The sequence below is a fragment of the Gimesia sp. genome, assembly GCF_048262075.1.
Lineage (GTDB): Bacteria > Planctomycetota > Planctomycetia > Planctomycetales > Planctomycetaceae > Gimesia.
In genome coordinates this window covers 74575-100007 of the sequence record NZ_JBLXFK010000008.1, presented here as the reverse complement: position 1 = coordinate 100007, position 25433 = coordinate 74575, and the positions used below count along the sequence as shown (strand labels likewise).

Below are 25433 nucleotides of genomic sequence, written 5' to 3'. Positions count from 1 at the left end.
TGCAGGTGAACTCGATATTTCTACGAAATCATTGCATCATATAATGAAGTCATTCATCATATTCTTCTCAATTCTTTGAGCTGATCTTACGCACAATAAAACAAGGAGCCTCACTTGATGACCTGTCGCGAATTGATTCGGAGTTGCAGCCTTTTTGCAACAATCTTTAGTATCTCACTCATTTCCGCTGGCTGCAATCAACAGGGAGCCAGCCAGAAAAACGATGTGGCTTACGTCACTAATGGAATCGCATCCTTCTGGGTCATTGCGGAAAAGGGAGCAGAAAAAGCGGGTGAAGATCTGGGGGTGAACGTCGAAGTCCGCATGCCTCCCCAGGGCGTAACGGACCAGAAACGAATGGTCCAGGAACTTTTGGCCCAGGGGATTGATGGTATTGCCATCAGTCCCATTGATCCTGCCAATCAGAACGACCTGCTGCAGGAGATCGCCGATAATTCAATTTTGATCACGCAGGATTCCGATGCGCCTGACAGCCCCCGCGAATGTTATATCGGTATGGATAACTACAAAGCCGGTCGGATGTGTGGTGAACTGGTCAAGGAAGCGTTGCCAGAGGGTGGAGAGATCATGTTGTTTGTCGGCCGTCTGGGTCAGGTCAATGCACGCTTGCGACGACAGGGAGTGATCGACGAAGTCATGGGCCGCTCAGAAGATAACACCCGCTACGATGAACCTGGGAAAGTCATCCAGAACGATAAATACACAATTCTCGATACTCGAACCGATGATTTTGATTTTCCGCAGGGAAAAGCAAATGCGCAGGATGCCATCGCTAAGTACCCGAACCTCAAATGCATGGTCGGCCTGTTCGCTTACAATCCTCCGCTTTGCCTGGAAGCCGTGCGTGATGCCGGGAAACTGGACGAAATAAAAATTGTCTCTTTTGACGAAGAAGCTCCCAGTCTGCAGGGAATCATCGATGGCACCGTAGTTGGTACGGTTGTGCAGAACCCTTATCAGTACGGATATGAATCGGTACGGGTTCTCAATGCCCTGGCGAATGGTGATAAATCGGTGATCCCTGAAAATAAAATCATTCATATCCCTGCCCGTAAAATCACCAAAGAGAACGTGAAAGAATACTGGGATGAACTGAAAAAGCTGACAGGTGATGCTGAGCAGAAAGCTCCGATAAAAACGAAAAGCGAGACCATCAATATTCCCTTAGGGAACGACAGCTACTCGCCAGATAATCCGAAAGTAACCAAGTCGAATGAGTAGCACTGACCAGGCTCACTCGACACCGCTACTGAACGTCAAACAAATTTCAAAACAGTTTCCCGGTGTCAAAGCATTGCATCGGGTGAGCCTGACACTCAACCGAGGAGAGGTCCTGGCTGTTATAGGCGAGAATGGCGCAGGTAAGAGTACCCTGATGAAAATTCTCGCAGGAGTACAGGCTCCGGATACCGGTCAACTGTCTTTGGATGGTACACAGTTCTCCTTATCCAAAGTAGAGGATGCCCTCGATCTTGGCATCGCTTTGATACACCAGGAACTTAACCTGTGTGAGAATCTGGATATCGCTTCCAATATTTTTCTGGGTCGCGAACCTGTCAATTGGGGTATGATTGATCACAGGCAAACCTGGGTAAAAGCAGAGAAACTCCTCAAGCAGGTTGGCTTGAATGTCTCACCACGTACGTTGGTCGGCGACCTGACGGTCGGTCAGCAGCAAATGGTGGAAATTGCCAAAGCATTATCCATCAATGCCCGCATTCTGATTATGGATGAACCGACGTCTTCCCTGTCACTTCATGAATCGGAAGCCCTGTTTTCGGTCATTCGCGACCTGAAATCACGGGGTGTCAGTATTATTTATATTTCACACCGACTGGGGGAAGTCAACGACCTGGCAGACCGAGTGGTCGTGTTGCGCGATGGAGAAAACGCAGGCGAGTTGGATCGAGAATCCATTTCACATGATCTCATGGTTCAGCTGATGGTGGGCCGCAGTGTCTCGCAGTTTTTTCCTCACACTCCTCATGAACCGGGTGAAGTAATCCTTGAGGTCAAACAGTTGCGTACACCGGCAAACCCCTCTCACCCGATCAGCTTTTCGCTCAGGCGCAGTGAAATCGTAGGCATCTCGGGACTGGTCGGGGCCGGAAGAACAGAACTGATGCAGGTGCTGTTCGGCATCGACCCGCCTGTGAGTGGATCAATCTGTGTTGACGGCCAGGAAATTCAGATAAATTCCCCCCAAGATGCGATCAAAGCCGGTCTGGCCCTTGTACCGGAAGACCGTAAATTGCAGGGACTGATTCTGCAGATGGCGGTCCGTGGAAACATGAGCCTGGCCAGCCTGTCTCGTGACCAAGGTCGCCTGGGACGCATTGACTTTGCCCGTGAGCAGTCGATTTCCAGTGAAATGATCGATGCCATGAATATCAAAACACCCGATGATCTTCAGATTGTCCAATTTTTATCTGGTGGTAATCAACAGAAAGTGGTCCTGGGAAAATGGATGGCGATGAACCCGAGCGTACTGCTACTGGATGAACCCACGCGGGGAGTCGACATCGGTGCCAAGGAAGAAATTTATCTTCTGATGAATAAACTGGCTTCCAGTGGGATGGCTGTCCTGTTTGTCAGTAGCGATCTGGAAGAGATTCGTGGCATCTCAGACCGGGTACTGGTCATGCATGAAGGACGACTGACGGGTGAACTAAACCGTACCGAGCTCAGCGAAGAAGCAATTATGCAACTGGCTACGGGACAAACCAAGGAAGCAATTACAAACTGAACTGAATTATTAACCTGGATATCACCGCGCTTAAGAAATTGAATTATGAAGAAAATCCTGGGAATCTTAATCTTATTGCTTGTCGTGTGCCTTGTGACGGCTGTCTCGAATGAGCATTTTTTCTCAGCCTACAACATGCAGAATGTAATTCGGCTTACTTCCCTGTTTGGCATAATCAGCATCGGCGTGGCCTTTGTGATTATTTCCGGCGGGATTGATTTGTCGATCGGTTCTGTCATCTGCCTGGTAGGCAGCCTGCTTCCCTATATGATCATGGAAATGGATGTGTCGGTCCCTGTTGCTTTAATCCTGTCAGCGGTGATCTCCATCGCCATTGGATTGACGCATGGATTACTGATTACCAAATTAAAGCTGCAACCTTTTATTGTCACCTTATGCGGGCTGCTCATCTACCGTGGCATCGCCCGGGGCATTACAGAAGATCAGACGCAGGGCTTCGGTGCCACTCATAATAGTCTGCGTTATCTGGCCACGGGGAAAATCGATATTCCTTTGCTGGAAGGTTTCAAACTGCCTGTTCCTTTTTTGATTATGATCGGCGTCGCTTTGATCGCCGCTTTCTTTCTGAATAAAACGATTTTCGGTCGTTATCTCAAAGCTATCGGGAATAACGAAGCTGCCGCCCGCTATTCCGGTATCAATACCGACCGGACAGTAATCATGGCATATGTGACCTGTTCGTTTCTCGCAGGAGTCGGCGGGGTTTTGTTCGCGTTAGATATTAACTCCGTACAACCCGAGGGAATCGGCAACTTTTATGAATTATACGCGATTGCAGCTGCCGTTCTGGGAGGCTGCAGCATTCGAGGGGGAGAAGGCAGTATTCTGGGCGTAGTCATCGGGGCGGCGTTGATGCGGGTTCTTCGGAATTCAATTACCATGCTGGGGATTCCCTCCCAACTGGAATTTGCTATCATTGGAGCAGTGATTTTAGTCGGCGTGATTACCGATGAGCTGGTGAAACGCTATGCACAAAAACGCAGGTCCAACCAGCAATCCGTTTAATACACCGGATAAGCCAGTCAGATAATTTATGGATGTCATACCATGATTACTTATGAATACTTTTGTGAAACAAATGGAAAAACGGTCGAAGTCAGCCATCGGATGTCAGAATCGTTTCAGACCTGGGGAGAAGTTTGTCAAAAAGCGGACCTTCCCCTGAATGGCACTTGTGAATCGGCCCCGGTGGAACGCCTGATTTCAGGGGGACTGTTATTCAAAGGAGAAAGCTCGAACAAGAAATCTCAGCTGCCGATGGCCGATCCGGGCTGTGGTCGCTCCAACTGCTGCCGCCATTAACTTCCCCTCCTGTCAACGTGCTCTCTCGATTGAATCCTCTGCTACATTGAAGGTCACCTGTGTCTCTGTCTCGTATTAAAAATGGAACGATTTACGATCCAGCGAATGGAGTCAATGGCGAAGTCCGCGACTTGTGGATTCAAGATGGCAAAATCATCGCTACGCCTCCCAACGCAGATTCGTTCTCGGGAAAGTCACTGGATGCCACCGGCTACGTTGTGATGCCGGGGGGGATCGACATGCACTGTCATATTGCGGGTCCCAAAGTCAATGCGGGTCGCAAAATGACACCGGATCTGAAACGCACGGCTCCCCCTATTTATCGCGGCGAGCACACCCGTTCGGGTACGGGCGGCGTAGTCCCCAGCACCTTCGCCACCGGTTACCTGTTCGCCAGCATTGGCTACACGACTGCCATGGATGCCGCCATTCCGGGACTGCATGCACGCCATGCACATGAGGAACTGCAGGATACTCCGATTCTGGATAAAGGCTTCTATCTCCTGTTCGGTAACAATCACTTTGTGATGAAGCATCTGCGGAACCAGGACCAGAATGCCCTTGATGCATATTGCGCCTGGCTGTTGGAATCGGCCAAAGGTTATACGATCAAGATTGTGAACCCGGGCGGCGTCGAAGACTGGAAACAAATCAGTCGCAAGACGATCAAGGAACTTGATTCCCCCGTGCAGAATTTCGGTGTCACGCCTCGTCAGATCGTACGCGGACTGGCGGGAACTGCAGACCGTCTGCAACTGCCGCACTCGGTGCACATCCACTGCAATAACCTGGGAATTCCTGGAAACTGGGAAACGACCCTCAATACGATGGAGTCGTTAGAAGGTCATCGCGGGCATCTGGCACACGTTCAGTTTCATTCATATGATGGCGATCCAAATGATCCTGCCAGTTTTTCTTCCGCGACTCAGAAACTGGTGGACTATGTCAACTCTCATGAAAACATCACGGTCGACGTCGGTCATATCAATCCCGGCACTACGCTATCAATGACCGGTGATACGCCTTTCAGCCAGTTCCTGCACAACATCAATCGGAATAAATGGTATACCGCCGACTGCGAACTGGAGAGCAGTTGTGGCGTGATCCCCATCGAATACCGACCGCAGAAAAGCCTCATTAACGCAGTCCAATGGGCCATTGCATTGGAATGGTACCTGTTGATGGAAGACCCCTGGCGGGTCATCATGACCAGTGATCACCCGAATGGTGGTGCCTTTTATCATTATCCCGAAATCATCTACCTGTTGATGGACCGCAGCTTCCGCCTGGAATTTCTGTCTCAAATGCCTGAAGCGATTCGTGAACGCAGTGTGCTGGCTGATCTGGAACGGGAATATTCACTGTATGAAATTGCCATTATCACTCGGGCTGCTCCTGCGCGAGTTCTGGGAATGAAAGATAAAGGCCATCTGGGTCCAGGGGCGCATGCTGATATCACCATCTATGCACCGCAGCAGAATCGACAGGAAATGTTCGAGCGGCCCCGCTGGGTTTATAAAGATGGCCAGCAGGTTGTCGCAGACGGAGAGATTCAGACGCATGCATTCGGTAAAACCTATTACACTTCTCCTGACTTTGATCAGGAATTTCTGCCACACATCGAAAGCTGGTTCAACGACAACTATTCGATTCGCTTCCGGAACTACCAGATTGACAACGAGGAAGTTCCCCAGGCAGAAGAAATCGCCTGCCGACAACTTTAATTTGAAGAAACCCAGGGCTGTAAAAAAGCACTCTCATTAACTTCAGAGAGTGCTTCTTTCATTTCATACTCATGTTTATTAAATGCATCTGGTACAGTTTCTGAATCAGAGCTGGATTACATCATATTTGACCAGAGCGACTGTCAATCTTGTATACTCAGTCCAATTGGCCTGGAAGACGCTACAATAAAACGGAGCACAGTCTAAATGGGGGGCAACGTGTGATCCATATTCGCATCGGAAATGGCTACAGTTCCAAGGGGAACATATTGTCCTACATCTGGATTAAAATTGTACACTTCACCCGTTTCGAATTTATAAACCCAGGCATGCAGTTTCAACTCTCCACGACTGACTGCAGCGGCAACGGACGGATGAGTTTTCAAGCTTTTAATTTGAACCAGAACATTTTCTTCAACGGTCAAAATAAGACGCTTCTGTGGATCTGTTAGATGAGAATAGTTTTCATTTACAATCCGACGCGTCGATTCCGCATGTTCCAGATAAGACTTTACGGCAGGCATCTCTTGTACAAGTTTTGGGTCAAGTAAACCCGCCATTGCACCACAATGAGAGTGCCCACAGATAATAATATCTTTCACATTCAAGGCACTCACGGCATATTCAATCGTTGCCGCTTCGCCACCATGCACCGTTCCATAAGAGGGAACAATGTTTCCAGCAGTTCGCAGGATGAACAATTCACCGGGCTTGGTTTGTGTCAGATAATTAGGATTAATTCTTGAATCTGAACAGGTTATAAATAAGGCCAGTGGATTTTGACCTTCAGCCAGAGTTTCAAACAGCTTCTGATCCTGGCTGAAATAATTCCTTTGAAACTCGTGGATTCCATCAACAAGTTTTTGCATCTGCTCACTCCCAAATCTGCTTGTATTATAATTTGACTGTGACTCGTAAAACTGTGACTCGTAAAATAGTGGGTGTCACCCGGCCAGTTGGCTCCTATCAGCACAATATTACACTCTCAGACAGTGATCAAGGGCTATTATCATTGCATTTTTTTCTTAGAACAAACCGGAATCTTACCTCATCCCATCCTTCAGTTTTTCTGCAGATCAGTACCAGAGGCAGTAGATTTATGATCAGAATTGACAGCCCCCCGCTCTTAAAGAACACTGAGATCAGATCAGAATCACTGAAAACGAACTTGCAGTTACGTTAGCGAAGCATTATATTAGCGCGCTCATATATGTTATTATTTTTTGCCAGCACGTTGTCTATACCAAAGCTGTAAATTAATCCGCGGTAGCGGTGGCTTTTGAAGACGTCCTGCTGCAGGAACCATTGATGAAACTCTTTGTTTTACAACTTCTCTTTCTAGGGGTTTCCTTTAGCACTGCTTTGACTCTGGTCTCTCAAGAGGAATCAGGGGTTATTCCAGTCGAACAGCCTTACGAGAAGTATGAAGAGACTGAATCTTATGCCAAAATAAAGAAGTGGGATCTGTCAACCCACCTTTTTAGAACCATTACTGTCGATTTTCACATCCTGCATGCGTTCGATTTTATTCCGCATGTATCGACTCTCATCTCTACTCCCGTCTCGCATGGCCCTGATTGTTCACGCGCGCCTCCGATTCCATCTTTCTGCTAATCTCATTGCCGCGACACTCTAAATCATGATCCTGCTATTTCATGATCTACGTTGCTCCTGCCAAAGTGAATGCACCAACGGTCATTTCGTTTACTTGAAGTGAAGCCAGGTGATCACTCTGTTTATTTTCCAAACAGCCCTGGTGGTAATCTTCCAGAGTTCGCACATAGTTCTTAAGACATCTGAGTCTTCTTATATTTCTGTGAATCGCCATGAATCAATCCGCAAACGCTCTACCAATAGACAAATCAGTAAACCTCAGACATTTAATTGAACATGCAGCTCACCTCTTACCAGCGCAAGGGCCCATCACGGTCTTCGTACATCACAATACCCTGCATGCATTCGAAGATCTGCCCTTTGAGCAAGGGGTCGTCGAAGGGGGACGCACTTTTGGCTGCCATCCCTATTTGTCGGAAGATCGATATCGAAAAAAGTTTGAAAACGATCGAATTCGTGTCCAAGATCTTGAGGCCGTTTTACTCGAGGATCTCGGTGACAGTAGTGAAATACTGATCGGGGGATTCGGCACTCGTTTTGCGCTCCGCTTGGCAATGTTACAATTTCCGCTGCACTCTGGCCCTGTTTCGGAATTACGCTGGTTCATTGCCCAAACGGATGCCTTGCGTCATTTCCGTCAGGAAGTTGATCCCGCTATCCGTGAACGCATCATTACAACTACACGCCACTGGATCATGCGTGATTTTCTAAACGGACAAAATGGGATTCAGCACCAGTCCGAGCCTTTATTGGACAGCCTGTTCGATCAGTTTGGAAGAGCCTCCATTGAAATGTGGGATGCCCCCAAATGGGAAACATTCGTTTTACATTTTCTCTGGCGAGTCTGTTATGCCGGCGCACAAAAAGCAAAGACGAAATGCAAGCCAAAACCACAACCGCTCAGACTCCGCGATTTGTTGCTGAAAGTTACGAGTGAAGATACCGACCTGATTGTTCACGATATCTTAATTCGTTTCTGCGCAGCATTTCTTGACCAGGGATTCAGTTCATGGACATTACCCGAACGCAACCAGGGTTTTTACCGCTCATTTTTCCAGCTGTATTCCGATTCAAAAATTGGACCGTCGATTGAACTATCTGGCTTGAGACATGAAATCCAGCGACTGGAATCTGCTGATATCGGGCCATTGGAATCAATCGCAGAATCTCTTTCCTTATTGGGAATAGCGGAAGAAGATCATGAAACCTATCTTGCTCAGACCCTCCTTGCACTGCGTGGCTGGGCTGGAATGGTCTGGCAAATGGAGACAAATGCCGAATGGATGCCTCACACGGCTCCCGCGGACAGCCTGATCGAATTTTTAGCAATTCGGCTGATTCTTGATCGACTGGCATCTCAATATGTCATGGAGAATTCACTTGGGTATGAAGGGCAATTGAATACGCTCCAAACGGAAATACTCAGTCGAACCGCTCAAGAAACAATCTGCGAAGTGAATCAGCGTGCATTTTCTATCTTCCAACTCGCCCAGGTGCGTGGCTGGAATCCCGAAGATCTTCTCTATCTTTCAGACGGGCAGTGGACCACTCTGATTCAAGAAATAGAACTCTTTTCCAGCCTCGAACGCCGACGTATTTATCACCTGGCATTTGAGCGAAAATATCGTAATGAAACACTTGACGCTGTTGCCATTCACTCTACCCGGCGTCGAATTCAACAGGAACAAATCGATGCTTCAAAATCATCTCCCCCTGCCTATCAGGTAGTATGCTGTATAGATGAACGTGAAGAATCGTTTCGGCGACATCTGGAAGAAATTGCTCCGGATTGTGAAACATTCGGAGTTGCAGGTTTCTTTGGAGTCGCCATGTATTACCGTGGAGCGGCGGATGCGCACTTCACTCCCCTTTGCCCGGTGAATATCAAACCGACTCACTATGTACAGGAAGAGACACTGTATTCCCTTGAGCAAGTCAGTCGCCGACGGGCAGAAACGAGAAGGCGAATTGGACAAGCCACTCATCAGGCACATGTGGGAACGCGAACATTTATAGGAGGCTTTTTAACGGGGATACTGGGATCACTGGCCGCTTTTCCCCTGGTTGCCCGAATTCTGTTTCCCAGGTCGACGGCGCAGGTTCGACGAATATTCAATCGCATTGTCCAGCCTTTAGGTACACAGTTACGATTGGAAAGAATTGATTCCCAACCTGGTCCCCAAAATGAGCAACTTGGTTACTCTGTTGAGGAAATGACCAATATCGTTGAAGGAGGACTAAGAGCCCTGGGACTTGGGAAACCAGAGTTACTGTCACCTCTGGTGATCATTTGTGGGCACGGCTCATCCAGTCTCAACAACCCGCATAAAGCTGCTTATGATTGTGGCGCTTGTGGTGGAGGTCGCGGTGGTCCAAATGCACGGGCTTTTGCACAAATGGCAAATGATCCTCGAGTGCGACGCATGCTTTCGGAACGTAGTCTTATAATTCCCGATAACACTTTCTTTACGGGATGTTTTCATAACACCTGCGATGATAGCATCATATGGTACGATCTGGATCATCTCCCCTTTTCACAGCGTCAACTATTTGAAAAAGCTGAGAAGGTTCTTAACGTTGCCCGAGCTCACAGTGCTCACGAACGCTGCCGACGATTTGAATCAGCGGAACTTTTACTTTCTGTGAACGATGCTTTACGACATGTCGAAGGTCGCGCAGAAGATCTCTCGCAGTCCAGGCCGGAGTGCGGACATGCTACCAATGCTTTATGCTTTGTCGGACGTAGAGAGTGGAGCCGCGGTCTGTTTCTTGATCGTCGTGCGTTTCTGACCTCTTACGATCCGTCGCAGGATGACGCTGACAGTTCGATCCTGGAACGGACACTCCAGGCCGGGATTCCCGTCTGTGCCGGGATCAACCTGGAATATTATTTTTCCTATGTCGATCCCACCGGCTATGGGTGTGGCACTAAACTCGCGCACAACATTACTTCTCTCCTGGGTGTGATGGATGGAGCGGCCAGCGATCTGCGTCCTGGTCTGCCTATGCAAATGGTCGAGATCCACGAACCGGTTCGGCTGCTGTTCGTGATTGAAACCACAGTCGATGCGATCAACCGCATTATTTCCAACAACCAGGCGATTGCCCGACTCGTGCATGGAAACTGGGTACAACTGGCAGTTCTCGATGCTGATACTTCACAGATCCAATACTATCACAAGGGTCACTTTCAATCCTATATGCCTGAAACGGATGAGATCCCGTCCATAGACTCATCCATCCACTGGTACCGAGGCTGGCGCGATAACCTGGGCTTTGCTTCCATCCGGGAACATCAGACTTCGACCTGATAAATCAGAGATGCTTCTGTATAACGACTTCTCCAGCCTTGAATTAGATATCTGGACCAACATGAATACTGACACTGTTTTTTACTTTTTAGGCGTGTGCGTTGTAACCAGCCCTGCACTCCTCTTTGCGGTCTTTGGTGTCACTTCTCTGGTGGGAAAACCCCTCGGGGAACGACTGATCGCCCGGGCCACACAGACGATGGTCCTGATTGGCCTGTTTGCGTCGATGATCATTCTGGGTCTGATGCTGACATTGGGAATACGGTACGTCCCGATTGAACTTGGGAACTGGGTTGTCATTCCGGAACAGCATTTCCACTTTCATTTGAAATTTATTTTCGACCGTCTCTCAATCCCTTTCTGTATTCTCTCATTTATTCTGTGTGGGACAGTAGGCGCATTCGCCAGCCGTTACCTGCATCGTGAACCAGGCTATAATCGCTTTTTCGTCTGTTATTCCATTTTTCTACTCGGGATGGTGGTCTCTTCTCTGGCAGGTACGATTGAAACACTCTTCTTCGGCTGGGAACTGGTTGGTCTTTCCTCTGCATTACTTGTTGCTTTTTTTCATGAAAAGCTCAACCCGGTTCGAAATGGAATGCGTATCTGGACGATTTATCGGATTGCGGATGCGGCATTTCTGTTGGCCGCGTTGATGCTGCATCATTTAACGGGTGCAGGCGATTTCGTAGGTCTGATGGGAACCGGCTCCTGGCCTGATGGGCACGCGACGATTTCTGAACAACATGCCCTCATCGTCGGCATACTATTACTGATTGCCGCCGCTGGAAAATCAGCACTTGTTCCCTTCTCCAGCTGGCTTCCTCGCGCCATGGAAGGGCCAACACCATCCAGCGCGATTTTCTATGGCTCTCTGTCAGTTCATCTGGGAGCATATCTGCTGTTACGAGTCAGTCCGATTCTCGAACTGTCCCTGACTTTAAGAATTGCCGTTATCTTACTCGGGTTGATTTCAGCAATCTATGGAACCCTGGTTGCCCGGGTGCAGACCGATATCAAAAGTGCTCTTGCCTTCGCATCTCTCACCCAGGTGAGCATCATTGTTGTCGAAATCGGCTGTGGTTTACGATACATTGCACTGATCCACATCATCGGCCACGCCTGCCTGCGAACGCTGCAACTTCTCCGCGCCCCTACGTTATTACACGATTATCACACGCTGGAAAATGCCATTGGCTCGCATCTTTCACAAAAAAAATCTGTTTTGATTCGTGTGATCCCGGAACGGTATCGATATCGACTTTATCGATTTGCTCTTGAACGTGGATACCTGGATGCCTTGAGCAATCGGTTCATCGTCGGCCCTTTCATTTCCGTATTCTGCTGGTGTGACAGAATGGAACGCCGCTGGAACGAACTGCTTTCCGGCGAAGAACCCCATGAATCGGACCGGATCAAAACACGTTCCGAATCAATGGAGGAATACCTATGATTCCTGAACTTCACTTTGCCTGGATGGAAATTTCGATCCTGTTTTCTCTGGCTGGTTCGCTCTGGCTCAAATTCACAAAGAATCGTGACATCGCCTACAAACGCTGTCTCATCACCTGCGCACTGGTTTTTCTGACCGCTGTCGGTGGATGGGTAGACTTCATAATGCTGCAGGCTTTTGAAGCAACAGATCATCTCAGCCTCACCCAACTCCTCTGGAACAGAAATCTCTTCATTGCCGACGAATTGAGTGCCCCTTTACTTCCGCTGGCAGCGCTGCTTTATCTACTGACCGTGCTTTCCACATTGAAGACCAAAGGTCACCGTTTCTCTTTCAGCAGTACCCTCTTTTCGGAGGCCATTCTATTAGCTACGCTCAGTAGCAGGGACCCCTGGGTGATTATCTGCTTACTTTCAGTGGCAACGATCCCTCCCTACCTGGAAATCAAAACTAACAGAGAATCCCCACGCGTTTATGTATTACATATGGGACTGTTCATCACTTTACTGGTATTGGGGGGAGTTCTGTCCGGCTATGGAGACGCGAATGATGTGACCTCACTGATAGCAGGGGCACTTCTTACCACGGCCGCCCTGTTGCGCAGTGGAATCATACCACTACATTGCTGGATGACAGATCTCTTTAATAAAGTGACTTTTGGAACAGCCTTACTGTTTGTCACTCCCATGACTGGTGCCTACGCAGTCATGCGACTCGTTTATCCCATCGCCCCAGACTGGGCTCTACAAGGCATCGCTCTGATTTCGCTGGTAACGGCAGTTTATGCGGCAGGAATGGCGTTAGTACAAAAAGAAGCACGACGTTTCTTCTGTTATCTGTTCCTGAGTCATTCTTCGCTGGTGCTGGTAGGTCTGGAGATGGCAACCCCCCTGGGTCTGACCGGCGGATTGTGTGTCTGGATTTCTGTGGGAATTTCACTCGCGGGGTTTGCCTTAACTTTTCGGTCAGTGGAAGCAAGAATTGGTCGAATCTCGCTATTAGAATATCATGGACTCTATGAGCACACACCAACCCTGGCAGCGCTGTTTCTCGTTACAGGACTGGCCTCAATAGGTTTTCCCGGCACACTGGGTTTCATCGCGACCGAACTGCTTGTCGAAGGCGCTATTGAAGTATACCCGTTAATTGGAACAGCGGTGATGATTGCCGCCGCGCTAAATAGCATTGCTATTCTTCGGGCCTATTTTCGAGTCTTCACAGGTGCCCGCCATGTCGCATCCATCTCGCTGCGAGCCCGCGTTTCAGAACATGTGGCAATCCTGATCCTGGTGGCGCTGATTCTAGGTGGAGGACTTTATCCACAATTCGGCGTCTCATCCCGTTATCATGCAGCAAAGGAAATGATTCAACTTCGTGAAACTCTTTTTCAACATACCTCTTCTGCCTCAAAAGTCAGCGAAACAGAACCCCCTGCTGCACGATCACAAGTGGTCAACTCGCTTGCGAAACAGACTGGGCGGTTATAAGGTATTGTGCCAGAAAAGTTATTTTATTGATAGCAGAAAGACTCACAGTGCCACAATCAAATATTGCCCGCATTGGAATTGTAACCGTATCCGACCGCGCCAGTCGTGGCGAATATGAAGACCGCGGCGGCCCTGCGATCCAAGACTATCTTTCGGAAGTGTTGACCAGTGACTGGCTGCCTGTCGCCCGTGTCATTCCCGATGAACTGCAGACGATTACGCAGACCCTGAAAGAACTCTGCGATCAGGAGAATTGCTGCCTGGTTGTTACTACCGGTGGTACTGGCCCGGCGAAGCGGGATATCACCCCCGAAGCGACGCTGGCTGTTTCTGAAAAAGAGATGCCGGGATTTGGGGAGTTGATGCGTAAAGTCTCGCTGGAAAAAGTTCCAACCGCGATTCTGTCCCGGCAGACAGCAGTCATCCGGGGCGGAACTCTGATTATCAATTTACCAGGCCAGCCGAAAGCGATTCAGGAATGTCTTGACGCTGTGTTCCCAGCAGTACCTTACTGCATTGATCTGTTGGAAGGGCCGTTCCTGGAAACTGATGAAGCCCGCCTGAAAGTGTTTCGTCCTAAAAAGAAATAGGCGCAATAAAAAAACAGGAGCATGCCGACGAATCGCTGCTCCTGTTTTTAAAATTCATATTCGAGTATCAGAATCAATTCTGTACTAAATTTGCACTGTCTTCTTCTATCGTTTCCAGTCGAACGGGCTTGATATCAAACTTGGGATTCTGCCCCAGGAATCGAGCCGGGTTGTTGTGGAAAACTTCGATAGCATCCTGAACGGAATACCCGCGAGCCCGGTACTGCACAACGCACTCCTGTAGAGTGAAAGGATCACTGGGTCCCCAGTCGGCTGAGGAATTCACCAGAATACGTTCGTGGCCATACATTTCCAGCATGTCAACGGCCCGTTTGGGAGTGCACTTGGTGATGGGATACAAAGTGAACCCGACCCAGTAGCCTGCTTCCAGAGGCTCACGAATGGTGTGTTCTTCGACATGGTCAATCCAGACACGTTCCGGATTCACATTCATGTGGGACAGCACTTCCAGGGTACGTTTGGTGCCACGCACTTTATCTTGCAGGTGAGGTGTATGAATCAAAATCAACTGATCATATTTGATGGCCTGCTCGACCTGTGCTTCGAAAATTTCTTCTTCGTTCTTTGTGGTTTTGTGAAAACCGATTTCCCCGACACCCAGTACGGTTGGTTTCTTATAAAACTCGGGCATGTGCTTGAGCACTTCGCGGCTGAGTTCCGGGTTCTCTGCTTCTTTGGGATTCACGGCAACCCAGCAGTAATGTTTGATCCCATACTCGGCAGCGCGAGTCGGTTCGAATTCGCTGATCTGGTGAAAGTAATCTATAAACGTTTCCGGGTACAGACGGTCAAAGCCGGCCCAGAATGCGGGTTCCGCGACGGCAACCACGCCGGACATGGCCATGCGTTCGTAGTCCTGGGCTGTTCGGGCAATCGCGTGATAATGAGGTTGAATGATTTGCATAATCGTCTCACTGATAAAATCTGATGGAAGCGGGGAGGGAGGAAATCTGATCGACTAATCGAGATCTGAGAACAGCAACAGCATCCGCTCTGATCGATTGGGCAGATGACTTTCTTCTTGCAAAAGAGCGATTGCCTCACTCAAAAGATCCAGCCGCGAGTCCTTCAGGGCATCTGCGCCCTCTTCATGATCATGGGCCCTGTCAATGCGATCCAGAGTCGCAGCAAGTTCTACCAGGGCACAACGGGCTTCGAGATATTCTCGATCCAAAACCTGTAAAGCTGTTTGCATCATTTAAACCTTTCGGATTTTTACGTCTGGTGAAGCTCCTTGATGATACACAAGCGTTTTCGACGAATCTTCAACATTGACCTTCATATCACAAGGCGAGCAGATTCGAAAAACGCGGCATAGAACCCGACCCCGGGTTCAATGAGTCACTCCTTATTATATACCTTACATCGGTACTTCCTACTCTCTCAACTGAGTTCAACTCAATTTCCCCGAAAGCGGAAACATAATTTCAGTATAAATGCATCAGTCGTAGTAATTACGGCGAGTAAAAAAAACCGGATGATAAACGGCTCTTCCCGATTTCTCCTGAAAACCGTTTTGTTCCAGAAAATGGACCATAAACGCATCCTGGTTTTCACCGGTAAACTCACAGGTAACTCCATACAGCCAAGCGGGTTCAAAGCCAAAACGAAGATAATATTCCGGATGTCCCAGCACAATCACAAACTGCTGGTTTTGTTTTTGAAGCGTTTGCAGTCCTGCCTTTACTAATTGAGACCCGACTCTCTGCTTTTGAAACTCAGGTAAAACCGCCAGTGGCGCCAGACCCCAGCCTTGGACTTTGGAACCGTCTGTATAGTTAATTTCAGCCGGTGTAAACAGAATGTGACCAACGATTTTGTGATCATCCTGGATTGCCACCAGGGAAACCTGTTCCGGACAGGCCGCTCTCAAACGATCCACCAGATTCGCTTCCGCAGTTTGACCAAAAGCTGCTTCATTGACCGTTCTGATTTCAGTACTGTCCAATGAATTTTCAAAGCGAATCTGCATCATCATTGGTTTTCTGGAGTGGATATTTTTTGCTGCTGTTTCAGAAACATTTGCAAATGGGTTAACTGCTGCTGCATGTTACTGACATAATCCCCCTGTGCAGGTGCGACTGTCAGAGGATTCAGTGTGAATACGGTAATACCCTGCTCTGCTAATTTATGGATCAGTTGGTCGGCAGGCTCCGATTCACACAGCATCAGAGATATCTTCTGTTGTTCCTGTAAAGTCTTGAGCTGCTGCCAGTCCTCCTGGTTCGGTTTTTCACTGGATTTCCAGTGCAGATGATGCATTGTCCAGTCACATCGTTTGGCGAGATACTGATAAACGGGCCGACGGGAATACCAGTGCAATCCCGGATATTCTTCATGAATCTGATCCAGTTGCTGATTTAACGGTTTCAATGAAACATTCAGTTTCTCCAGGTTTGCCCTGATTTCTGTTTCTGATTCCGGATCCAGTTTGATCAGTCGCTCTGCTACCGCTTCGGCCTGTCTTGACATCAGCCGGGGATCGAGCCAGAAAAAAGCGACCGTGCCCGCGTGTGAGTGGGCCCCACCTGATCCGTGGCGGTGAACTTCAAAATCAGGGACGGTAATTAAAGCATCTTTGATCGCAAGCGAAGTTCGCAAGACCTTTGAACGTGGCAACGAAAGTTTTTTAACCCAGTCGGCAAAGTCAGCACCATTCGTGACAATCAGATCCGCCTGCTGAATGCTCTGGATTGTCGCATCGTCTGGCAACCAGGATTCCGGATTCTCATCCGGGGGAACCGGATTCAGTACTTGAAATTCAGGTCCCACCAGTGATTCGACGATAAACTGCAGCGGATAATTGACCACAACGACAAGCCGGGGACTCTCCTTTTTTGCCTGCTGCTGGACCGTATCTGTTTTCGACTGACAGGCAGAAATCGTCAGCACTAATAAAAAATACTGAAAGACAGTTCGCATTATCAATACCACTAAATAAACCAGAAACGCATTAATTGATGTAAATACACTCGTAACACTACAGTCAGAATTGAAACGACAATCAGACTCGCTGCAAAGATGAAACACAGTTCTGTCAGCTGCAGCTTCCAGATCGTCGAACGACTGCACCCCAGTTGGAACATTGTCTGCCGCTCCCGCTGGCGCAATCTCAGGGACAGAATAAACACCAGCGTCAGCAGTAGACCGACCGAAATCGAAACCAGTAACGTATTCGCATCGAACAGCTGTTTGACGCGAAACACCAGTTGCAGTAATTCATTCACGATCTCGACGGGGCGAATGAGCTGGATCGACGACTCTTTCGTATCGTACATCCCCAGCAGTAGTACTTCCGATTTCGGATCATTCGGAATCAAAATCATCGATGTCACAGGGAAGGAGTCGATCTCACCATGAAAGTGGAACGAAGCCAGATTTTCTTCAGTCACTTCATTGAATTGGGGAACTGCTGCGTTTGCAACAGTGCTTTGTCCCTCTTTTTGTAAGACCAGATCTTTGTCTGTTTCCGCATTGATACTCTGATGACCATGTCCGATACCGGAAATGATCCATTCCGTCTTCAGATCAACAAAAACGGCATCGTCATCGGGTGAATGCGCCCGGGCTAATACTCCCACAACCCGCATCTGGAGTGGATAGTTGCCCGACAGATCAAATACGTTCAAGGGATCGGACATCAACCGGTCCCCTGGCTTAAGTTGCAGTCTCTTCGCGACGTTGGAACCGATCACACAGTCCCCCAGACGCTGCAGGCTGGTACCTTTTACGACATTGAGTTTGCGGAACTCAAAATAATCCAGGCTGGTTCCCACAATCGGAGCGCCTTGCGCAGTGAATCGGATCGCCAATGGAATCGACAAGGCATAACCTGTTTCCTGTATCGTTTCCACTTCCTGCATGGTGGTCGATTCCAGGTCTGCCTGATTGAAATACATACTCTGCAATGCCAGATCGAAGCGGCTCCCCTTCATCCCGGCCACCAGGGGGGTTGTGTTGGCGCGGGCCATCAGATCCCGCTCGAACTGTGCGACTCCCAATTGCAACAGTACCGGCAATAAAATCGACAGCGAGACACACAGAACCAGCGTAATCGTCTTGAGCTTATTATAGAGTAGATAGCGGATTGTCAGCCGAAAAATACCACTCATGACATGGATACCACCTCATGAAACTGTTCAATGTCGATGGTGCGGTCAAACTGGTCTAACAGACGATCATCGTGCGTGACCATAATCAGAGTCGCGCTGGTTCGCGCGGCATGTTTCAGCAGCAGATCACGAATCAAACGTTTGTTGGCGGGATCAAGATTCCCGGTAGGCTCATCAGCTAACAGAATCTCAGGTTGAGGCAATAGGGCCCGGCAGATAGCCACCCGCTGGCGTTCCCCTTGAGAGATCTGATCGATCCGACCATTTAAATATTGATCAATCTGCATGGATACCGCCAGTTCCTGCGCACGGTTCTGCACACCCTGATCCATTTTCAACGCCTGATTGATGTAATAGGGAAGCAAAATATTTTCGCGCACATTCAAGTAGTCGATTAACTCAAATTCCTGAAAGACAAAACCGATTTTTGAAATACGATAAACGCGTCTCTGACTGTCATTGAGAGTTTTCAAATCGACATCACAGGAAATAAGGGTTCCCTGATCCGGAACCAGTATACCCGAGATTAAGTTCAGCAACGTCGTTTTCCCGCAGCCACTTGGTCCGATCACTGCGACCTTTTCTTTATCCTTGATTTCCAGTTGAGGTATGCTCAGCTGAAACGGGGATTGCGGGTAGCGGAACTGAAGCTGTTGCAGGCGGATCATGGCGAACTCGTATCAGCGGACTGTTTCGCGGGAGCCGTCTCCTCGGTCTCCATGGGGGCTTCCTCTTTGACATCACGCAAACGGGTTTTAAAATGCAGACGTTTCTCATCCAGCAGGTCCATACCCGTCAACTTCCAGGCCCCCTCCACCGGTTCCAGATAAAAGATGCCTTTATACTGGTTGGTACGAGTATGAATATGTCCCCAGTGTTCGACCGTGCCTGCGACGTTCCAGGTTGATTTTACAGCAAAACTGCGTTCATCTTGAGAATTCTGTTCTTTCAGATCCAATGCCGGTTGGAGTTCGATGGACTCCCAGTTGACGTCAGTCACGCGTGAGATCGCTCCCCCCTGCTCCTGCATTTTCAGACTCTGATTAATCTGTCGATACAGTGTCTCCAGAAAAGAACCCTCAGCACTTTTCGCCAGGGCATCATAAACATCACTGTCAGAGTGATAATCAAACGAACGGTAAATATTCTTGTGCAGGGTTTTGAAGACCGCTTCTGCTTTATCAATGGACACCTCAGGCACGGGTTGCAGCGGACTGGCAAAACTGACCTGGGCCAGCGGCAGGCAGAGCAGACTGATAAAAAACAGCACAGCCACAGCAGTCAGTGTCCGCTTGTATGAATGTCCGCGACGAAGCAGACTCAGGCTCATCATAAGACACAACAGAAATCCGAAACCACTCACGACGGGGATTGTCCATAGAGAACGCGCAGGCAGAGTGACAGCCACCGGATTCACATCCAGGCTGACTTTCCGTCCCGGGTTTTCCCACTTGAACTCACTGTTCCTCTCCAGTTTGGAAAAGACAGGTCTAGAGGACTGATCAAAGGCAAAGCAGACTGCTTCCACACTCCAGACGCTGCGGTTAAACATATCCCAGGTGACTTTAACCGTATCGGGAGTTCCTTTGGTGCTGTAAGTCAGAATGATCCCCACGCGGGCATTCGCCAGACTGACCCGCTTTTTCTCGGCATGTTTGGCAAAATCAGTGAAATCGAGTCCATAAAAATCGAGCCGGGAGACCACAGGTTTGACCGTAATGCCATCGATCTCAATCGGATTCGCTTTCGCAAAATACTCTTCAATCTTCGCGCGGGATGCCTCCTGCTCTGCAACTGATAGAAAGTCTGGATCTTTTTTATCCAGAGTAAAAAATGATTCCAGTGTTGCCAGGGGTATCAGAATTTCGTGGCGTACTTCGAAGTCTTCAATGTACAGAAACGAATAGATCGTCCCGTAGCTGGTAATCCCTAGTGTCTCCTCACGCCGTTCTTTGAGCCACTTCTGCCAGTCTGACTCTGACGCATCAGGGTCTAGCGGAGGATGATCCCAGTTGAAGCGAATCGTCTGAGGATCGCGGGGCTTCATCGCTACGGCATAGGGAGTTTCAGAGCCTTCCTGCTTCAGATTGAATCGAACCATCGCCGGAAAACCAGCGTTGGAATCAACCAGTTCCTGGCTGAAAGTCAGAAACTCGGGTGGTTTCGCGAGTGCATATTCCATTTCGAAAACCAGAGTAAACTGCATCAGGTCGCTCATGGCGACCCCTTCAGACTTCACTGAAGAATCATCTACGGAAACCACCTTGCCTTGCAGTTTCTCTCCATTGATATCGCGAACCAGCAGGCGGTCCAGCAGGAACTGTTTGTGCTGTTCAATCGCTTTTTTGATTTTCGCCTGGGAAACGATGTTTTCTTCGTCGGGTTCCAGTTTCTGAAAGAAATACAGGTCTTCTACATAGATCTGCATCGAAATCAAAACTTTATCTCGAGTCACATACACATTTTCCTGGCTGTCAGAAATCGGATGCGCATCACTCCTCGTGGGAACAAGTCCACAGATCATCAAAGTCAGACAAAATAGAAAACGTAGCGGAAACCGTTTTTTCGAGCCAGACAGCCTCTCAAACTTGCAGACTGTGTTGGCATCTCGCATGGTCATAATTGAAATTCGCAGCAGAATGATTGTGAATCAATAAGGAGAGTGTCAATCGGGCAGGCTTTGTTACATTTCTGTACTATTTGATCCTACCGAGACACAGTATAGAATTGCAATCGTCGCCTGCTTATAAGACACTACGAATAAAGAATTCATGATGCTTGAGAAAAAAGGGACTCCGATGGAAGAAAACCAGAAATCAGACCAGCCCGAAGCCAATGAGACACAAGCAGTTAACGCCGAACTGCCCCCTCCTGTTAAAGAACGGCTCCTGAAGCGGACCGCACTCTGGTTTCTGGCAGTACTCCTGGCAGCCTCCGCGATGATTTACCAGCGTGCCACCGGCCCTACATACCCCATGAAGGTTCCTGTAGCGGAAGATCTCGTCGCCCGACTCATTCGTACTCATGAATCAACGGGAGACGCGACAGTAGAAGTTCCGATTCCCCAGGCAGAAGCCAAAACAGCAACAGCCACACTCTACTATAAACGTTATCGTACCGACGACGAATTTACTCCTGTTCTCATGGAAGCAGTGACCTCGGAATCAGGCACCCAGTTTGAAGGGGCTCTCCCCAAACAGCCTGCAGCGGGTAAGTTGCAGTATTACATCGAAGCAAAAATCGCTGGCCAGCCACGTCGTTTTCCAGAGCAGGCGGACCAATTTGTTTTAATCCGTTTCAAAGATCCCGTCCCTGACGGTGTATTGATTCCGCATGTCACATTGATGATTTTTTCGATTCTGTTAGGAATGCGTTCCGGACTGTCTGCGCTCTTCGCTCCCTATAATATGAAACAGCTGGCCTGGACCACGCTGTGCGGTATGACTGTGGGAGGCATGATTCTGGGACCAATGGTGCAAAAATATGCGTTCGGTGAATACTGGACCGGGTTTCCTCTGGGGGGTGACTGGACCGACAACAAAATGCTGTTCATGTTTCTGGCCTGGGTCTTTGCCTGCTCCGTCATCGGGCTTAACCCGCGGAAGAAAAACACCACTATCGGACGCATCGCCGTCTTCACAGCCACGATTGTGATGACGGTCTGCTATCTCATTCCTCACAGTATGGGTGGCAGCGAACTCGATTATAGCCAGGTTGACAAAGGCATCGATCCGAGCAAAGCCATTGAGACAGGTCGAAAATGAATGCCGCTCAGGTCCATCTGATGACGGTACACGTCCCCATTATCGGCTGCTGGGGACTGTCGATCCTGTTCCTGCTGGCCTGGATCTTCCGCGACGAGCGTCTGCTGAAAATCTGCTGCTGGCTCTTATTAACGGTATTGGTGATCGCGACGGTCGCTTACTTCTCCGGCCCACTTGCTTATGAAATGTTGCAGAACCAGGTTCAGTTGAACGAAGAAACCGTGGAATTTCACGCGGTACTCGCCCGTTCCTGTCTACTGGGCATGGTGCTCCTGGCGATGGTGGTGGGAAATGCCTTAATCCAGGGCTTTCAGGGGGAAAGCGTCCCGCGCTGGCAACGTGCCCTCATTCTGGCTGGGACGATTGCAATCGCCAGCTTCTGGAGTGCAGCCGCTCACTGGGGAGGCCTGATTCGACATCCGGAAATCGGCTTCTCCAAACCGGAACCCTCTGAAAGCGCAGCCGCTGATTCCCAGATCAATGAGCCCTGAGCAGCTTATTTGACGATTTCAGTCCCGATCCCTTTATCAGAATAGATTTCCAGCAAAATAGAATGAGGGAGCCGGGCATCCACGATATGGACCTTGCCAACACCGCTGGCAAGTGCTTCCAGAGCAGCATCAACCTTGGGAACCATTCCCGAATCGATTGTTCCATCGGCAATAAGAGAGCGACAGCGTTGCGTTTCCAGATGGGAAACCAGTGTCTCGGGGTCATGACGATCAAGAAAAATCCCGGGAACATCGCTCAGAAATACCAGTTTTTCCGCTTTCAGAATTCGGGCAAGAGCCGCAGCAGCGGTATCTGCATTGACATTCAACTTCTGTCCTGATGCATCCAGGGCAACAGAAGGGATGACTGGAATCGCATCGGACTGACAGATTTCCGCCAGGAGATCCTGATCGACGTCTGTCACATACCCGACATGCCCGAGATCAACGGGAGAACCATCTGCTGCCTGCAGGGTCAGTTGTGCTCCTCGCAGGCAGTTCTGTGTGCCAAAATGCAGGGCTTTCGCTTTAGCGCCTTGTGATTGGATTTCCTCCACCAGCGAAGCACTGATCTGATTGGCGAGTACGTCGGTGGCAATTTCCAGCGTCTGCTCATCAGTATAACGGCGTCCGTTGACGAAACGAGGTTCGATCCCCGCGGTATTCATCGCCTGGCTGATCGCTTTCCCGCCGCCATGTACCAGAATCGGATGCATGCCGACGGTACGCATGAAGATCACGTCAGTCAGGAAACTTTTGACTGCCGCCTCTTCTTCCAGAGCACTTCCCCCGAGTTTGATTACGACATAACGACCACGAAACCGGCGAATCCAGCTTAACGCTTCGATCAATACAGCTGCTTTACGAACGGCACCTTCCACAATGAACCTTTCATCCTTCCGGACACATCAATATTTCTAAATTTGTTACCCTGAGAATCGTTTCAACAGGCGTTTGATGACTGCAGCCAGACTTCTCGTTAAGCAGCCTATTGTAGATGTCTCCCCTCCACTGTCAAACGAGCGGCATATTCCCAGGAATCATTCGAAATACCTCCCTGATCTGTTGAACCATTTTTCGTTTTTTCAGCCGATTTACAATTTTTATCTCAACTTCAATTTCAATCGTCTTAAATCCGGGTTTCTACAGTTTTTCTGATGACCAAACTGGCATAATCCAACTTGAATCAATTGCCTGTCAGGCTTCACAATCGGACTGATCAATACGGCCCCGGCAAGTAGAGAGAATGGCACGACAGTCCGGTTCGGAAATTTTGCGCCGACACACACCTGATACAAGCCATCTCTTCAGAAGCCTGGAAATGGTGTGTGGTCGTTCTAAGGAATTCCCCGATACATAACTCTACAGAACGAGAGTGTTTTCGCTCACCATACTGTATTGCCTGATAACAACTCAGAGACCCCCAAAGACCGAGACGGAGAAACAACGTTGGCCCACTCACACTTGCCGATTCAACACCTGATGAAACAAATGGAAAACTTTGCTTCAGATCAATCTAACCTTAACTGTCGTCCCTCATGGATCAATGACTTTGTCGATGAGATCGCCGATATTTTCAATCCTTTTGACGAAGTCGGCCGCGTTGGCTTCGACTGTCAGTTCACAGAAAAATGCTGGGAAGTGGGCCTGTTTCTCGGCAGCACAGAAATTGTAGGAGGTCAGCGGGATGGACAGTTCATCGCCGCCAGCTTCCAGTTTGATTTACTGCAACTCCTGGATCGTTTCGAGTCGGTCAACCGGTTCCACTTTAATTTTCTGGAGCAGTCTGACTCATCCACAACCAATGACACCGCATCTGCCTACATCACGATTGAAGGTCACATGACTGACCTGGAGATCGTGCGTCTGAATGTTTACGCCACTCCCCCTGAAGAGGCTGGACCCGGGTTCCGCAAAACGCACGATGGTAAAATCGATACCGTCTGAGATTCGAAACTACGCTTCCTGACTGCTAAACAGACAGTTGAAAAATAACGAAACATCATTGCGAGGCGATCAGCTACGATTCATGACTTATGAATCGTAGCTGTTTTTTTATTCAACCGGTTCGACAGCAGTTTCTTCAGCCACCTTCCCGTCACGTAAACGAAGAATAAAATCCGTATCCCGAATATAGCGTTCATCATGAGTGACAATCACGACGGTTGTCTTGTACTCTGCACTCATCTCACGCAGACAATCAAAAATCTCCCGACCGGTTTTGGTGTCGAGTTCCCCGGTCGGCTCATCGGCCAGAATCAAAAGTGGCCGCTTTAACAGCGCACGGGCAATCGCGACACGCTGTTGCTCTCCCCCCGAGAGTTGACTGGGGCGATGCGTAATCCGGTTTCCCAGGCCGACCTGTTGCAGCAAAGCTTCAGCGCGTTGCCTTTGATCTGCAGTCACCCCTTGAGGCAGATAAGGAGCCAGTACATTTTCCAGCGCATTCAGGTTTTTCAGCAGATTGAAATTCTGAAACACAAATCCCACTTTTTCCCGGCGGTAGATATCGCGTTCATTCTGGCTGAGCGCGGAGAGAGATCGGTTCTGTACGAATATTTCTCCTGCAGAAGGCGTATCCAATGCTCCCATCAGGTACAACAGAGTACTCTTCCCACTACCGGAAGGCCCTAGGATAAACGAAAACTTTTGACCGGGAAAATGGCAACTCACTCCCTGTAATGCCTGCACCTCGGTCTCACCACTCTGATGGATCTTCTTCACATTTCGTACTTCAATCATTCCCTTATCCACTTTCAGAATTCAATCCACTATA

23 protein-coding genes are annotated in these 25433 nt (G+C 49.0%); 13 read left to right on the top strand and 10 right to left on the bottom strand.

The annotated features are described in order from the left end of the window. Positions 1-117: 117 nt before the first annotated feature. From ACN0YH_RS16625 to ACN0YH_RS16605, 5 genes are read left to right on the top strand one after another with little or no spacing between them, the layout of a single operon-like run. Positions 118-1242 (top strand): sugar-binding protein, encoded by a 1125-nt coding sequence (locus ACN0YH_RS16625; RefSeq protein ID WP_417380700.1) that lies wholly within the window; start codon positions 118-120, stop codon positions 1240-1242. Further along, positions 1235-2767: a sugar ABC transporter ATP-binding protein gene (locus ACN0YH_RS16620; protein ID WP_417380699.1), complete on the top strand. Its 1533-nt coding sequence runs from the start codon at positions 1235-1237 to the stop codon at positions 2765-2767. Before ACN0YH_RS16625 ends, ACN0YH_RS16620 begins: the two co-directional genes overlap by 8 nt. 45 nt (positions 2768-2812) lie before the next feature. Further along, positions 2813-3793 carry an ABC transporter permease gene (locus tag ACN0YH_RS16615; protein ID WP_417380698.1) on the top strand — a complete coding sequence of 327 codons (981 nt, stop codon included), beginning with the start codon at positions 2813-2815 and terminating at the stop codon, positions 3791-3793. A gap of 42 nt (positions 3794-3835) precedes the next feature. Beyond that, on the top strand, positions 3836-4090 hold the full coding sequence (locus ACN0YH_RS16610) for a zinc ribbon domain-containing protein (protein WP_417380697.1): 255 nt from the start codon (positions 3836-3838) through the stop codon (positions 4088-4090). Between the two features lie 59 nt (positions 4091-4149). Next, on the top strand, positions 4150-5814 hold the full coding sequence (locus tag ACN0YH_RS16605) for a formylmethanofuran dehydrogenase subunit A (protein ID WP_417380696.1): 1665 nt from the start codon (positions 4150-4152) through the stop codon (positions 5812-5814). A gap of 203 nt (positions 5815-6017) precedes the next feature. On the opposite strand, the gene ACN0YH_RS16600 is transcribed toward ACN0YH_RS16605, so the two are convergent. Next, positions 6018-6683 (bottom strand): carbonic anhydrase, encoded by a 666-nt coding sequence (locus tag ACN0YH_RS16600; protein WP_417380695.1) that lies wholly within the window; start codon positions 6681-6683, stop codon positions 6018-6020. Positions 6684-7122: 439 nt separating this feature from the next. Between ACN0YH_RS16600 and ACN0YH_RS16595 the strand changes: the two genes are divergently transcribed. From ACN0YH_RS16595 to mog, 5 genes are all read left to right on the top strand, one after another. Further along, positions 7123-7428 carry a hypothetical protein gene (locus ACN0YH_RS16595; protein ID WP_417380694.1) on the top strand — a complete coding sequence of 102 codons (306 nt, stop codon included), beginning with the start codon at positions 7123-7125 and terminating at the stop codon, positions 7426-7428. A 212-nt stretch (positions 7429-7640) separates the two neighbouring features. Continuing rightward, positions 7641-10739 carry a DUF2309 domain-containing protein gene (locus ACN0YH_RS16590; protein ID WP_417380693.1) on the top strand — a complete coding sequence of 1033 codons (3099 nt, stop codon included), beginning with the start codon at positions 7641-7643 and terminating at the stop codon, positions 10737-10739. A gap of 61 nt (positions 10740-10800) precedes the next feature. Beyond that, the gene (locus ACN0YH_RS16585; protein ID WP_417380692.1) at positions 10801-12192 is read left to right on the top strand and encodes a proton-conducting transporter membrane subunit; all 1392 of its coding nucleotides are present in this window, start codon (positions 10801-10803) and stop codon (positions 12190-12192) included. Then, positions 12192-13679, top strand: a complete 1488-nt coding sequence (locus ACN0YH_RS16580; RefSeq protein WP_417380858.1) for a proton-conducting transporter membrane subunit — start codon at positions 12192-12194, stop codon at positions 13677-13679. The genes ACN0YH_RS16585 and ACN0YH_RS16580 overlap by 1 nt, the downstream gene beginning before the upstream one ends. Before the next feature lie 47 nt (positions 13680-13726). After that, positions 13727-14269, top strand: coding sequence for a molybdopterin adenylyltransferase (gene mog / locus ACN0YH_RS16575; protein ID WP_417380691.1), 543 nt, complete (start codon positions 13727-13729; stop codon positions 14267-14269). Positions 14270-14342: 73 nt separating this feature from the next. Here the strand turns inward: mog and ACN0YH_RS16570 are convergent, their stop codons facing one another. From ACN0YH_RS16570 to ACN0YH_RS16540, 7 genes are all read right to left on the bottom strand, one after another. Further along, positions 14343-15194 carry a TatD family hydrolase gene (locus tag ACN0YH_RS16570; protein WP_417380690.1) on the bottom strand — a complete coding sequence of 284 codons (852 nt, stop codon included), beginning with the start codon at positions 15192-15194 and terminating at the stop codon, positions 14343-14345. 54 nt (positions 15195-15248) lie between these two features. Then, positions 15249-15488, bottom strand: coding sequence for a hypothetical protein (locus tag ACN0YH_RS16565; protein WP_417380689.1), 240 nt, complete (start codon positions 15486-15488; stop codon positions 15249-15251). Between the two features lie 243 nt (positions 15489-15731). Next, positions 15732-16268, bottom strand: coding sequence for a GNAT family N-acetyltransferase (locus ACN0YH_RS16560; RefSeq protein ID WP_417380688.1), 537 nt, complete (start codon positions 16266-16268; stop codon positions 15732-15734). Then, a complete protein-coding gene (locus ACN0YH_RS16555) occupies positions 16265-17212 on the bottom strand; it encodes a metal ABC transporter substrate-binding protein (protein ID WP_417380687.1) in 948 nt (315 codons plus the stop codon). Before ACN0YH_RS16555 ends, ACN0YH_RS16560 begins: the two co-directional genes overlap by 4 nt. A gap of 11 nt (positions 17213-17223) precedes the next feature. Beyond that, positions 17224-18402: an ABC transporter permease gene (locus ACN0YH_RS16550; protein ID WP_417380686.1), complete on the bottom strand. Its 1179-nt coding sequence runs from the start codon at positions 18400-18402 to the stop codon at positions 17224-17226. Beyond that, on the bottom strand, positions 18399-19070 hold the full coding sequence (locus tag ACN0YH_RS16545) for an ABC transporter ATP-binding protein (RefSeq protein ID WP_417380685.1): 672 nt from the start codon (positions 19068-19070) through the stop codon (positions 18399-18401). The genes ACN0YH_RS16550 and ACN0YH_RS16545 overlap by 4 nt, the downstream gene beginning before the upstream one ends. Next, positions 19067-20857, bottom strand: a complete 1791-nt coding sequence (locus tag ACN0YH_RS16540; RefSeq protein WP_417380684.1) for a hypothetical protein — start codon at positions 20855-20857, stop codon at positions 19067-19069. Before ACN0YH_RS16540 ends, ACN0YH_RS16545 begins: the two co-directional genes overlap by 4 nt. Before the next feature lie 316 nt (positions 20858-21173). Between ACN0YH_RS16540 and ACN0YH_RS16535 the strand changes: the two genes are divergently transcribed. Both ACN0YH_RS16535 and ACN0YH_RS16530 read left to right on the top strand, forming a co-directional pair. Then, complete coding sequence (locus ACN0YH_RS16535) at positions 21174-22166, top strand: hypothetical protein (protein WP_417380683.1); 993 nt, start codon at positions 21174-21176, stop codon at positions 22164-22166. After that, on the top strand, positions 22163-22657 hold the full coding sequence (locus tag ACN0YH_RS16530; RefSeq protein ID WP_417380682.1) for a hypothetical protein: 495 nt from the start codon (positions 22163-22165) through the stop codon (positions 22655-22657). Before ACN0YH_RS16535 ends, ACN0YH_RS16530 begins: the two co-directional genes overlap by 4 nt. 5 nt (positions 22658-22662) lie before the next feature. Here ACN0YH_RS16530 and argB read toward each other — a convergent pair whose 3' ends face one another. Continuing rightward, positions 22663-23538 (bottom strand): acetylglutamate kinase, encoded by an 876-nt coding sequence (gene argB, locus ACN0YH_RS16525; protein WP_417380681.1) that lies wholly within the window; start codon positions 23536-23538, stop codon positions 22663-22665. Between the two features lie 568 nt (positions 23539-24106). Between argB and ACN0YH_RS16520 the strand changes: the two genes are divergently transcribed. After that, positions 24107-24604 (top strand): hypothetical protein, encoded by a 498-nt coding sequence (locus tag ACN0YH_RS16520; protein WP_417380680.1) that lies wholly within the window; start codon positions 24107-24109, stop codon positions 24602-24604. A 108-nt stretch (positions 24605-24712) separates the two neighbouring features. Here ACN0YH_RS16520 and ACN0YH_RS16515 read toward each other — a convergent pair whose 3' ends face one another. Beyond that, the gene (locus ACN0YH_RS16515) at positions 24713-25399 is read right to left on the bottom strand and encodes an ABC transporter ATP-binding protein (protein WP_417380679.1); all 687 of its coding nucleotides are present in this window, start codon (positions 25397-25399) and stop codon (positions 24713-24715) included. Positions 25400-25433: the final 34 nt, after the last annotated feature.